This is a genomic window from uncultured Microscilla sp. (assembly GCF_947493425.1).
Taxonomy (GTDB): domain Bacteria; phylum Bacteroidota; class Bacteroidia; order Cytophagales; family Microscillaceae; genus Microscilla.
Genome location: NZ_CANLRP010000018.1, coordinates 11,589 through 23,913, shown reverse-complemented (window position 1 = coordinate 23,913; position 12,325 = coordinate 11,589). Strand labels below are relative to the sequence as shown.

The window sequence follows — 12,325 nt, the reverse complement described above, 5'->3', positions numbered from 1 at the left end:
AGTTGGTTTATGTAATGGTTATTTTTTTTGCTTCCATCAAGGTGCCAATTTCGTTGAGTTGTATGTGTACTGCTTGAGTGGTCTGAGCAACTGGCTTGTCAAAAAAAAGGAGCTCAAATTGTACTTGGGTACCTTTAAACTTGTGTTTCCATATACCCTTCACTTCACCATTGACCAATAGTGTGCCCAAGGCGTTGCCTCCGGTAGCCCCCAACTTGCCATATACTTTAGCCAAGTGTTCGTCAGCTACCAGGCGTGCTCTGCCGTCAGGTGCATAGCCCATCAAGTAGCTGTCCCACTGCGGCAGTATTGTCACCATGTTTTGGGCAAATAGAGTCGGTTCAAAGTGCTCAAAAGCTTGAGCATCTTCGGCAAGTATCAGGTAGTCGTTGGGCAACTGTACTACATCTAAAGTCTGTATGGCTGCTTGTGCTTGTCCTGCATTAATGCCTGCCCACCATTGAAAATCTTTGACCCTGGCTGGGGCAAATGCGCTGAAGTATGCTTTGGCGAGCCATTGTAGTCCTGCTGCCTGAGTCAGTTGGGTCAGGTGATCCTCCGACCAGTTCATCCAGTGGGTAGTAGCCACATACGCAATAATGTTTGAGCGCAGGCTTTGACTGCCAATACGTAGTAAATCGCCCTCGTATGACAAACGATTGAGCACAAATTTAAGTTGGTCGGCATCAAATGTGATTTGAGTTTTTAGCTCTTTAGCAGTTTGTGGAGTAGTAGTGAGCTTGAGTATCTCTAGTTTCCACTGTTGGTAGTCGGCATCGGCAAGCCCTCGTTGGGCGTAACGTTTTGCCCAAGCGTTGCTACTTTTGGCGGGCAAGGTGGCCGCTATTATATAAGGAGCGGTAGCAGCAGGCATTTGGTGGTTCGACAAACGCATGGCAGGCAAACGAACTGCTAACTGGTGTTGGTCGAGGTTGATAAACTCTTGCTTGTCAAAATGCTGCACCCTTGCCCAAAGCGACAAAGGACCCGATGGGTGAGCACTGTATACCGCAACAACCTTGTGGAGAGCGTCTATAAGACTGCTATTAGGACGTAGTAGCCCTTGGCGTTGGTAAGACCAATGACGAAGCTTCTGAGTAAACTTGTCCATAGTTGTAATATTAAGTAGTAAGATAAAAATAGTCCATAGCCCCCACAGGGGCAAGCTTTAAGCGACAAGTCGCAAGTCCTTAGATACCGATGAATATCGGTGCCAGACCCTGTTTAACTCCGTTGAGCTCATCACAGCAAGCTGTAGATTCGGTTCACAAGTAACTACACTTTTTTTATCACGTTGATTTTTAGTAACTTATAAAAAGCGTAGTTAATAGCGGATCGAGTAAATGTTTACCCAGTGAATACCTGAAAACCGACCGTAGGAAGCTCACCGAAGGTAATCAGTAATCAATTTTGACTAAAATCACTACAGAGTATTGTAAGGAATGGTACCAAAATAAATTTACATTCTTAACCTCATCTTTTGAAGCTATACGTTGTTAAAAAATAGCCGAATAGCGCTGCTATTAGCCGACCTTCCCTCAAGCTCGCTCAATATCCACTGGATATTGCCGTGCCTCGTCTAGCAACAAAATATTTTAGCGTTACTATAGAAATTTATTTTTACACCATTCCTAAGATAAAATAGTAGTCAAAAATCAAAAAATAGATAGCCCTGTTTTGGTGGTGAGCATTTCAAGGGCTTTCATTCCTTTGGCAGAGTTACCTTTGGCGTTAAGCGGAGGGCTCCATACTGCCACACTATAGCTGCCCGGATGTACTGCCACTATGCCACCACCCACGCCACTTTTGCCGGGCAACCCCACCCTAAACGAAAACTCGCCGGCTTCGTCATAAAAACCACAAGTTTGCATCAAAGCATTGATGCGCTTAGACTGCGATTTTGTGAGTATAATCTCTTTCCCCGGAAGGGTAATGCCTTGATTGGTCAAAAACAAAAAAGTTTGGGCAAGTTCGCGGCAAGTCATCATGAGCGAACAAGTATAGTAATAAAAATTAAGTACATCGTCTACTTTGTTTTTGATATTGCCAAACGATTTCATCAGGTTAATTACTGCCCGGTTTCTGTAGCCAGTCTTTTGTTCAGACGCTGCCACAGCATGGTTATAGTGAATATTGGCATTGTGGGCAAGGGTACGTACAAACTCGATAAATTCGGCCTTGGGGTCGTCGCAATGACTTACCAGTATATCGGCAATGACCAATGCTCCTGCATTGATAAAAGGGTTGCGGGGAATGCCTCGCTCGTATTCTATTTGCACCAACGAATTGAACGGGTTGCCAGAGGGCTCTACTTGTACCCGGCTCCAGATCACATCATCGGTATAGTTAATTTTGGCAATGGCAAACACCAACGATAGCACTTTGACAATACTTTGAATAGAAAATTTTTCTTCACTATCGCCTACGCCATATTGCCCTCCTTCCAAAGAGCACAAATGTATGCCAAACTTATGTGGGTCTACCTTGGCCAATTCGGGAATATAAGAGGCTACTTCTCCTCCAAAAGCCTGCCCTTTGATGGTTTGTTGAATATCGTCTAAAATTATTTGATAATTCATTGTTAGGAATTGTTCAAAAATAAATTTACACTCTAAGGGGTGATTTTTCGCCTTGATACTTTGTTATTTTTATTGCCCGTAGCGCTGCTATGGGCGCAAAAAATAGCCTCGTCTCAAAACAAAACCTCTACCTCAAGAATGGTAATTTAATTTCTCACCATTCCTTAGTGTAATTAAAACAAGCAAGCAAAGTAACTTTCTTTTGGCAATCTTGCTACCTCTTAGCCAGGAGTTTTTTGTTTTATGGTGGAGCGTTTTAATTCATAAGGCTTAAAATCACACATTCTATCACCTGCTTAGGGTGCTGTAAGCTGTTCTCTGACAAATAATGAAAATGGCGGATAGTTGTAGCTACCTTATTTTTAAAGGGGATATTTTCGGTATGAAAGGCTGTAAGAAGGATTTGACTTGTGATAACTTCATAATTAATTTACCCACCTGCTTAAGGTTTATGACTGCTTGTGCCTACTTTTGTTGCTCACAAAAGATGGTAGTTTAAATGAAAAAGATACAAAGATTAATTGTACTGCTAACAATCACCCTGGGAGCTTTGACCCAGGCTTGCGCCCAAAAAGAAGAATTAAAAACATCCACATCAAGCCATTCTTCTTCTGACCAACAAAAAGCTGACCTGGTCATTGCTTTTGGCTCTTGCAATAAGCAATATATGGCACAACCGCTTTGGCAAGACATTGCCCAAAATAACCCTACATTGTGGGTATGGTTGGGCGACAATATTTATGGTGATACCCAAAATATGGAATTGATGAAGTCGAAGTACGACCAACAGTTGCGCAACCAAGGGTATAAAAAGCTGATGGAGAAGGTAAAAGTAATAGGCACCTGGGACGACCACGACTATGGAGTAAATGATGGGGGAGGGGAGTTTCCAAAGAAAAAAGAAAGCCAACAGTTGATGCTGGATTTTTTGAAATACCCTGCCAACTCACCAGTACGCCAACAAGAAGGGGTATATAATAGCTACACAATAACCAAAGGTGGTCATGCTGTAAAAGTGATTTTGCTCGACACCCGTTACTTTCGTGGCACTCTCAAGCGAGTAAATGGAGTATATCAAACAAACACCACTGGCACTATGCTAGGCAAAACCCAATGGCAATGGCTTGAAAATGAACTGAACAACAGCCAGGCAGATGTAAATATCATTGGCAGTAGTATTCAGTTTATACCCGAAGAGCATCGTTTTGAGAAATGGGCAAATTTTCCGAAAGAACGCCAGCGTTTTCTTGATTTGATAGCCAAAACTAGAGCAAAAAATGTGGTGCTCATTAGTGGCGACCGCCACATTGCTGAAGTGTCTAAATATGAAGCCGGTAACCTCAGTTATCCTTTATACGAAATTACTTCTAGTGGGCTTACCCACACCTGGGGGCGGAAGGCAACCGAAAAAAACAAGTACCGTGAAGGTGAGTTGATGATTGCACTGAACTTTGGCATACTTGAGTTTTATTTTGGTGAGTCGCCCAAGGTAGTGGGGCATATCAAAGGGCGGCAAAATAAGGTATTGCAAACAGTTACGATTCCTCTAAGAAAATAGTGATTAACAGGAGAGGAGGCGTTAAGATATCCTCTCCTGTGTTTTATAGCCTGCTCATGAAGCTTCTTCTGTTTTACTTTCGTTTGGTTCGGGGCGATACTTTAGTTGCATGCCTTTCAGTAGGTTACGCAACACCTGATCTTTGCATACCCGATACTGTCTTTGCTCAGGTTTGCGAAAAAACGCGCTCAACTCGTGTTTACCTAGGTTGAACCCTGCCAACTCTAACATTTCCAGCAGGTCTTCGCTTTTGAGTTCAAGGGCTATTTTTAGCTTGCGCAAAATCAGGTTATTGGTCAGTCGTTTCTCTGGTTTAGGCTGTTCTCCTTCTTTCTTCCCTCGCTTGTCGTTGATCAAACCATTGAGAAAAGTAGCCAATAGCTTATCGTTGAGCATGGCATAGTCAGGATCTTCCTCTTTTTTTAGCCAGTTGCTTACTTCTGCCCTGGTTACCTCAAGATCGGCTTGTCCAAAAATACCAATCATTTTGTCATCGCTAAAATCAAAAATATAGCGAATACGTTGCAATATGTTATTGTTATCCATAAAGTTCTTATTTTATGCAGGTTTTAGGGCACTTGGCGTCGGGCGCCTGATAATTGATTGGGATTCAGCAAACAATACTCCGCAGTGATTTTCGTCAAAGTTGGTTGCTGGTGATCAGTTATTGATAAATTTAAAAACTATTTAATTGGGTGTTTAGGCGTAAAACCGAAACACTTTTAAAAATAAAGTGAGTAAGCGATCTTAATATAAAATACTGGTTTACAGCATTTAACAAGGTGAGCATTTACTCGAATCAGCTATGGACTATCGACTAAATACTATGGACTATTGGCAAAGCCAAACCCCTAAAAAAGCTTCGTGACCTATTTTGAACATGTCACTTATTGCAAGCCAGGAATCTCTACTACTTCGTTCAGGTCTTCTTCGTAATTTACACCCTCTATTCTAAACCCAAACAAGTTAAAAAAATCATCGGCATAACCTTTTAGGTCGCCTAATTCTGGCAAAGCTTCGGTAGTAACCTTTGTCCATAATTCGGCTACTTGAGCCTGCACATCTTCACGCATTTCCCAGTCGTCAACTCTGATACGCCCTTGCGCATCTGTAGCAGTTTCGTTGCTATACAGGCGGTCTTTAAACAAACGGTGCATCTGCTCTATGCAACCTTCATGAATATTTTCGGCTTTCATAATCTTGTACAATAAAGATATATACAAAGGAATGACCGGAATAGCCGAACTTGCCTGGGTTACCAAAGCTTTATTAACCGATACATACGCTTTGCCGTCAATGTCTTTGAGCTTGTCGGCAATGGTAAAGGCAGTGGCTTCGAGGTGATCTTTGGCGCGCCCTATAGTCCCTTTGCGGTATACTGGTTCAGTAAGTTTAGGACCAATATAAGAGTAAGCTACAGTAGTAGCACCAGGAGCCAGCAGGTTTTCTTTTTGCAAGGCATCCATCCACATTTCCCAGTCTTCGCCACCCATTACTGCCACGGTGTTGGCAATGTCGTCTTCGTTGGCAGGTTCAATGGCTACCTCAGATACCACTCCTGTATGAAAATCTACTGTTTTGTCGGCAAAGCTTTGTCCAATGGGCTTAAGCGACGATCGGTGCTTTACTCCGGTTTCGGGGTGAGTACGCACTGGAGAAGCCAAGCTGTACACTACCAGGTCTATTTGCCCTAGGTCGGCTTTGATCAGGTCTAGGGTTTGTTGTTTAATTTCTTTCGAAAAAGCATCTCCATTGATACTTTTGGCATATAGTCCGGCGGCGTGGGCTTGTTTTTCAAAGGCAGCACTATTATACCATCCGGCAGAAGCCGTTTTACCTCTGTTGGCAGGCTTTTCTAAAAATACCCCAATGGTCGCAGCATTTGAGCCAAAGGCGGCAGTAATTCTTGAGGCAAGTCCAAACCCTGTAGAGGCACCTATCACCAATACTTTTTTAGGGCCTTCTATAGTACCTTTTGATTGAATATAGTTAATTTGGTTGATTACGTTTTGTTCACATCCTTTGGGATGAGCCGTTAAGCAGATAAATCCGCGAGTTCGAGGTTCTATAACCATTGTATAACTTCTTTATTGTATTAATTTGAACAAAGACATTCAGCTTGCAATATTAGACATCTTTTACGGTCTTTTCAATTGTTTGGCACGAATGCCTCAAAACAGGCTGGTAAATGACTCTTATTTTTGAGGGATGCGATTAAATAGGACGAGGCGATAAAGGTTTACAAAGCGGTCATAGTTGCTTTGGGTAAGTTGACTAACTTTCTCAGGCAGTACCAAACTGAGCCAGGGAATTTTCTTGGCTGATTTGGGTAAATATATATAGCAATTCAACAATAAAAACAACAAAACAATGGAACAACAAAACAATGAAATAAAAGATGCTTACAATGATTGGGCTGCCCAGTATGACACGAACCACAACCATACCCGTGATATGGAAGGAATAGCCATGCGTTGTACACTCAAAGATATTACTTTTAACGATTGTCTGGAGCTGGGCTGTGGCACAGGCAAAAACACGGCTTGGCTGCTTACCCAAGCCCAACACCTGACAGCGGTAGACTTATCGGAGAGAATGCTGGAGAAAGCCCAGGAAAAGGTCCAAAGTGAGAAGGTAAATTTTGTACAGGCAGACATTACCCAAGGCTGGAGCTTTGTAAAAAGGCCTTGCGATTTGATCACTTTTAGCCTACTGCTAGAGCACATTGAAGATATTTCAGCCATTTTTTCTAAAGCGGTGCATGTACTAAAACCTGGAGGATATATTTATATAGGCGAGTTGCATTCTATCAAACAGTATATGGGCAGCAAAGCCCGTTACGAAACGCCTGAGGGCACTAAAGAGTTGATTTGTTTCACTCACCATACCTCCGATTTTTTTAAGTTGGCAAAGCTACATCAATTAGATATTGTAGAATTTGAAGAACACTTTGACAATGACGATCGCAAAAATATTCCCAGAATTTTAACTTTTTTGTTACAAAAAAAATGAGCATTTCATTAATCTGACCGACTATGTAAGCCGTTAAAACTTATTTCAAGTTCAATAATGTATCTAAAAAAGGATGTAAATATGCAAGTATGCTATCAAAACGAGTATGCATTGATAGAGTTCGACGAGGATTCGTCGATTCTTATGCTTACTTGGAACAAATTTGTAAAAGGAGATAAGTTTAGGGATACTATCACGAAGTTTTATGATTTGACGGTAGAAAAAAAAGTTCAAAGTTGGTGTTTCGATAGCCGCAAACAAAGGGTGGTTGCCCCAGACGATCAAAAATGGACTGTAGACGAAATGGTGCAAAGGGAACTTCATCTTAAATCTATCAAAACTGCCATTATAATGCCTGATAGTTTGTTTATGGAGCTGAGTGTTGAAAAAATATCAGACAGCATAGAAAAGCAAACAGACAATACCAGCGAAGCTGATGATAATCGCACCCGGCAGTTTCAAGACAAAGACCCTGCCTTGGCTTGGTTGCGTTCTGATGTTTAAGGGCTGTATGAGAAGCAACAAAGGTGGGTGGTTACCAAGGACAGCCCACCTTTTTTTGCTTATGGCTAAAACCTACCCTACAATAATGGCTTCTGGCCTATGAATACGGTGCAATAAAATATCGTCGCGTTGCAAAGTTTTGCGCAACAACTGTTGAATATTGTCATAAAATTTAAGCTTGATGCGAATATTGCGAGGGTTGTACAAAGGCTTTAAGATTTTCTTTGCCCACTCTATCTCCCAGGTATAAGCAAGAATACGGGCTTGCAGATCGGGAGTAGTCCAATGGTAAATGCGTTTGATAAACTCTTTGTCTACTGGAAACTCATTATTTTGCTTGTCTGAGTCTATCAGGTCAAACAAAAGCTCAGCTTCCAGCTTTACCACGTTGCCTTGTAGGTCGGTTATATAATTGATCCCAAACACATCTTTGACCCACTTTTTCATCGATTCGCGCAGCAATATTACCTGAGCCGACCGAGGGTTAAGCTCCCCAATGCTTTCCCTCTTTGAAGATTTTTCGCGCAGGTGCAGCTCGTGGGTAGTGTGTACTTCGCGAGCGTCGAGCACCGATTTTTTTCCTTGTCCAAAAAACTTATTGGCACGTTCTACCACCACATTGTAAGCAAACTCAAAAAAAAGCGTAAACTCGTAAAGCAACTCCTGTAGCTGTTCCTGGCTTTGGTTTTGCACTTTGGCAGGGAGGGGGGCGTGAGCCTCATCCATTTGTGCTTTGAGTTGGTGTATGATGCTTATCAAAGCGCACAATTCATATTTGATCCAGGTTTTTAGCTCTTTACGTTCTAATTTACCTTGAAAAATATACTCGGTAATTTCATAATCATTGTAATGTTTGGCAAGGGGAAACCAGTCTTGGTAAATGCCCTGGATTTCGGTATACAGTTGGTTGAAATAAGACCTAAAGAAAAACTGCCATTTTTTGTCGTTGTCATTTAAGTAAGCGTGCTCTACAAACCGATTGATTTGCCTTATGTGGTTTACCCTTAAATTTTCCATGGTGTTCAATTCTAGCACTTTACAATGTGGTTTTAGTTTACAATAATCAGCTCAATATGTATGGTGTAATTGCTGAAAATACCTGGTAGCATCAAAGTTGAACAAGGTACTTTTAGCACCTGCACCCTCTCATTTATATATTCCCTTAAACTATTTTGTTAGCATTACGCGAAAATTCTTTTTAGTAAAATGGAAAAAATAAAGTAATCCAAAAGAAGGCAGTATCTGTTTGTTGGACGATGAAAAAAATCTTTGCGTAGCCTTAGCTACGGAACTATTTTTTGAAGAAGTACAACGGTCAGAGACGAAATTCAGTGGATTAGGTTATTTTTGTAGTTTTACTTAAAGAGTGCAAGCAAAATATATTTTGAGTCAAATATCTTTGTTTTTTGCGTTTTCCATAGATTTTGTTCTTTCTTTTTTAAAGAAAACCTACAAAGAGCAAATTTTTAAAAGCAAAGTTAAGGCTAAGTTTGCTGTTCAAAAAATAACCAACTATATTTGCAACCCTTAAATAAGAACGTAGTTTAGAAAAATGAAAAGAACATTCCAACCTTCAAATAGAAGAAGAAGAAACAAGCACGGTTTTAGATCGCGCATGGAAGACGTGAATGGACAGAAGACATTATCACGTCGCAGAGCTAAAGGTAGAAAGAAGTTGAGCGTATCTTCTGAGGGACGCCATAAAGGTGAGCGTCGTATTTCTCATAACGACAGCGTAATTCTATTAAAAGGAGGTAAGAGAGTGGTTAAGAAGACTAAACGTTAATCTTTCTTAGTCCATGTACTTTTATCTTATTTTCTAAGGAGTTAAATTATCTAACTGTTCATTACAAGCCACACTCTTCTCCTTTGGTTTGTTGTCAAACACCCAGATGGTTTAACTTCTTTTTTTATGACCAACCCACCATGAAATTTGGATTTCCCGTCACTGAGCGTCTTAAAAGTAAAAAAATTATTCAGTCTCTTTTTCCCAAAGGCAAAGACGCATTTGTGTATCCAATCAAGGTCAAGTATATTCTACATCCTACCCCGTCAAACACTCCTCCCCAAGTACTTTTTACGGTACCCAAACGCACCTTCAAACGAGCCGTAGACCGTAATGCCATCAAGCGTTTGCTCAAAGAAGCCTATCGCCTCAACAAACACTTGTTGCACGATGAAGCAGGTAATTATAAAATTGCGTATATAGCATTTGTGTACATTGCCAAAGAAAAGCTGCCTTTTGATACGATAGAACGAAAAACAATCTCAGTCTTTGAACGTTTGAAAGGATAGATTTTGTTAAAGAGATCATTGGGCTTTAAGTAATGCCTCTTTAGTGATGGTTTTTTGTTGCTTTATAAATAGTTGACTGACGGCAGCGTTATGTAGGTTAGACAGACATTTATTTTGAACACCTCACCAAAGGATCGAAAAGCAATGCCTGTATTATATTGTTGATAGCTTTGTAGTGGGGACTGTCTCATAACTCAAGTCTTGGCAAGTTTCCTTAAAGGAAAAACGATTTTTAAAGTATTTTATACCTGACAGGTTTCCTAGTGCAGTCAGTAGATTTTTAATAAAATAGCATTTTATACCTGCCAGGTTTTTCGAAACCTGGCAGGTATAGGCAAGTAGGCTTTTAAAATACTTGATGCAAATATTAAATTTCAATTGTCTATGCTACAAAACCTGTCAGGTATGATCAATCATTAAAATAATATTTTTCTGAAAATGATTATGAGACAGCTTCATCCACCCAATCATAACCAGTGATAGATGCCAATGTGCTATATTTAATGATGACTGGGCGCTTATTTACCATAAATAATTGTTAAAATTGGTAAGTAAACACTACAGATATATACTATTTAGTATATTGAGTAAGGCAGTAATGCTTATTTTATCAACCATCAGGAGCCCCTATTCCCTGTAAAATTTATACAATAGTTTAAAAAAAGTGAACCACGTATGATCACCAAAAAAACCAAAATGCTGGGCATCGCCTTGTTACTTGTTGTTTCAGGTTTGTTTGCCTTTAAACCCAGTACTAACGACAAGTATTTCGAAATTCAAAAAAACCTGGACATTTTTGCTACCCTTTTCAAGGAAGTAAATACCTACTATGTAGACGAGATAAATCCCACCAAACTCATGAAAACCGGGGTAGATGCCATGCTCAAATCGCTTGACCCCTATACCAATTACATTCCCGAAGAAGATCTTGCCGATTATCGTACAATGACTACCGGACAATACGGAGGCATAGGAGCTACCATTGGTAATCGCAACGGCAAAACCTTGGTGATTATGCCTTATGAGGGCTTTCCGGCACACAAAGCTGGCCTTAAGGTTGGCGACGAAATAATAGCCATTGACGGCATACCGCTCAAAGGTAAGTCAACTACCGAAGTAAGTAAATTGCTCAAGGGCGCGCCCCGTACTGCCATTAAACTGAAAGTAAGCAGGGTAGGTAAAGGTAACCTTCAGATGACGCTTAAGCGGCAAACAATACAAATAGACAATGTACCTTTTTATGACATGATAGCTTCAGATGTAGGGTATATTCAATTGACTGACTTTACCCAAGGAGCATCACGCGAGGTGCGCAAGGCATTGCACAAGTTGAAAGCCAAAGGCGCCAAAAAAATTGTACTTGACCTGAGAGGAAACCCCGGAGGGCTGTTGAGCGAAGCCATCAATATTTCCAATTTGTTTATTGAACGCAACCAAGAGGTGGTAAGTACTAAGGGAAAAGTAAAAGAAATCAATCAGACTTACCGTGCTTTGAACCGTTCTTATGACACCAAAACTCCTTTGGTAGTGCTTACAAACAATCGCAGTGCTTCTGCCTCAGAGATTGTAGCCGGGGTGGTACAAGACTACGACCGGGGAGTATTGATCGGGCAAAACACCTTTGGTAAAGGTTTGGTACAAACCACCCGTTTGTTGGCTTACAACGCCCGGTTGAAAGTAACCACCGCAAAGTATTACATTCCTAGTGGGCGTTGTATTCAGGCGTTGGACTATAGCAAACACAATGCAGATGGGTCTGCCGACAAAATTGCCGATTCTTTGAAAAAGGCTTTTAAAACCAAAAGTGGTAGAGTAGTATACGATGGCAATGGTTTGGCGCCTGATGTTGAAATAAAAGAGAAAGTGTATGCCCCGATAGTGAATAGCTTGTTAGACAAAGGGCTGCTGTTTGACTACGCCAACTTGTATGCTTCTAAAAACTCAAGCATTGCAAAAGCCGAGGCGTTTAAATTGACCGAGGCAGAATACCAAACTTTTGTGCGTTGGTTGCAAAACAAAAACTATGATTATGTGACCGAAGTAGAAAAAAGCCTGAAGACACTGGAAAAAACAGCAAAAAGCGAAAAATATTTTAGTAGAATCAAAGGGGAGTTGGGCAATCTAAAAACAAGGGTGTCGCATAATAAAGAGAAAGACTTGAGCACTTTTAAGAAAGACATCAAGCATTTGTTGGAACTGGAAATTGTGTCACGTTATTATTTAAACAAAGGCCTTACTAAAGTATCGTTTAGAGCAGACGCTGAGCTCAAGGCTGCCTTGAAACTGCTAGGTAGCATGAACGATTACAAACAAGCCTTGACAATCAGTAAAAAAGCCCGAAAATAGGTTCACTTGTTTATATAATCAAACAAAGACA

General features: G+C 40.8%; 10 protein-coding genes and 1 pseudogene. 6 read left to right on the top strand and 5 right to left on the bottom strand.

From position 1 onward, the window contains the following. Nucleotides 1-7: 7 nt before the first annotated feature. Nucleotides 8-1,111: a crosslink repair DNA glycosylase YcaQ family protein gene (locus Q0954_RS07310; protein ID WP_299455482.1), complete on the bottom strand. Its 1,104-nt coding sequence runs from the start codon at nt 1,109-1,111 to the stop codon at nt 8-10. Between the two features lie 544 nt (nt 1,112-1,655). After that, nucleotides 1,656-2,579, bottom strand: a complete 924-nt coding sequence (locus Q0954_RS07305) for a glutaminase (protein WP_299455480.1) — start codon at nt 2,577-2,579, stop codon at nt 1,656-1,658. Between the two features lie 499 nt (nt 2,580-3,078). On the opposite strand from Q0954_RS07305, the gene Q0954_RS07300 reads away from it, so the two are divergent. Then, nucleotides 3,079-4,137 (top strand): alkaline phosphatase D family protein, encoded by a 1,059-nt coding sequence (locus Q0954_RS07300; protein ID WP_299455478.1) that lies wholly within the window; start codon nt 3,079-3,081, stop codon nt 4,135-4,137. 54 nt (nt 4,138-4,191) lie between these two features. On the opposite strand, the gene Q0954_RS07295 is transcribed toward Q0954_RS07300, so the two are convergent. Next, nucleotides 4,192-4,683 (bottom strand): DUF1456 family protein, encoded by a 492-nt coding sequence (locus Q0954_RS07295; protein WP_299455476.1) that lies wholly within the window; start codon nt 4,681-4,683, stop codon nt 4,192-4,194. Between the two features lie 341 nt (nt 4,684-5,024). Next, a complete protein-coding gene (gene fabV / locus Q0954_RS07290) occupies nt 5,025-6,212 on the bottom strand; it encodes an enoyl-ACP reductase FabV (RefSeq protein WP_299455474.1) in 1,188 nt (395 codons plus the stop codon). A gap of 295 nt (nt 6,213-6,507) precedes the next feature. On the opposite strand from fabV, the gene Q0954_RS07285 reads away from it, so the two are divergent. Further along, nucleotides 6,508-7,149, top strand: a complete 642-nt coding sequence (locus Q0954_RS07285) for a class I SAM-dependent methyltransferase (protein WP_299455473.1) — start codon at nt 6,508-6,510, stop codon at nt 7,147-7,149. 81 nt (nt 7,150-7,230) lie between these two features. Further along, nucleotides 7,231-7,653 carry a hypothetical protein gene (locus tag Q0954_RS07280; RefSeq protein ID WP_299455471.1) on the top strand — a complete coding sequence of 141 codons (423 nt, stop codon included), beginning with the start codon at nt 7,231-7,233 and terminating at the stop codon, nt 7,651-7,653. 72 nt (nt 7,654-7,725) lie between these two features. Here Q0954_RS07280 and Q0954_RS07275 read toward each other — a convergent pair whose 3' ends face one another. After that, nucleotides 7,726-8,670, bottom strand: coding sequence for a hypothetical protein (locus Q0954_RS07275; protein ID WP_299455469.1), 945 nt, complete (start codon nt 8,668-8,670; stop codon nt 7,726-7,728). Between the two features lie 535 nt (nt 8,671-9,205). Here Q0954_RS07275 and rpmH point away from each other — a divergent pair. From rpmH to Q0954_RS07260, 3 genes and pseudogenes are all read left to right on the top strand, one after another. Then, nucleotides 9,206-9,358 (top strand): annotated as a pseudogene (gene rpmH, locus Q0954_RS07270) (50S ribosomal protein L34); the annotation flags it as partial. 221 nt (nt 9,359-9,579) lie between these two features. Further along, nucleotides 9,580-9,948, top strand: a complete 369-nt coding sequence (locus Q0954_RS07265) for a ribonuclease P protein component (RefSeq protein ID WP_299455467.1) — start codon at nt 9,580-9,582, stop codon at nt 9,946-9,948. 675 nt (nt 9,949-10,623) lie between these two features. Then, the gene (locus Q0954_RS07260) at nt 10,624-12,294 is read left to right on the top strand and encodes a S41 family peptidase (RefSeq protein ID WP_299455465.1); all 1,671 of its coding nucleotides are present in this window, start codon (nt 10,624-10,626) and stop codon (nt 12,292-12,294) included. Nucleotides 12,295-12,325 lie beyond the last annotated feature (31 nt).

Bases quoted from the DNA above. Each gene is read 5' to 3' on its own strand.
- Q0954_RS07265 (WP_299455467.1), top strand. From the start codon at position 9,580: ATGAAATTTGGATTTCCCGTCACTGAGCGTCTTAAAAGTAAAAAAATT.
- Q0954_RS07260 (WP_299455465.1), top strand. From the start codon at position 10,624: ATGATCACCAAAAAAACCAAAATGCTGGGCATCGCCTTGTTACTTGTT.
- Q0954_RS07280 (WP_299455471.1), top strand. From the start codon at position 7,231: ATGCAAGTATGCTATCAAAACGAGTATGCATTGATAGAGTTCGACGAG.
- Q0954_RS07275 (WP_299455469.1), bottom strand. From the start codon at position 8,670: ATGGAAAATTTAAGGGTAAACCACATAAGGCAAATCAATCGGTTTGTA.
- Q0954_RS07305 (WP_299455480.1), bottom strand. From the start codon at position 2,579: ATGAATTATCAAATAATTTTAGACGATATTCAACAAACCATCAAAGGG.
- Q0954_RS07300 (WP_299455478.1), top strand. From the start codon at position 3,079: ATGAAAAAGATACAAAGATTAATTGTACTGCTAACAATCACCCTGGGA.
- Q0954_RS07310 (WP_299455482.1), bottom strand. From the start codon at position 1,111: ATGGACAAGTTTACTCAGAAGCTTCGTCATTGGTCTTACCAACGCCAA.
- Q0954_RS07295 (WP_299455476.1), bottom strand. From the start codon at position 4,683: ATGGATAACAATAACATATTGCAACGTATTCGCTATATTTTTGATTTT.
- fabV (WP_299455474.1), bottom strand. From the start codon at position 6,212: ATGGTTATAGAACCTCGAACTCGCGGATTTATCTGCTTAACGGCTCAT.
- Q0954_RS07285 (WP_299455473.1), top strand. From the start codon at position 6,508: ATGGAACAACAAAACAATGAAATAAAAGATGCTTACAATGATTGGGCT.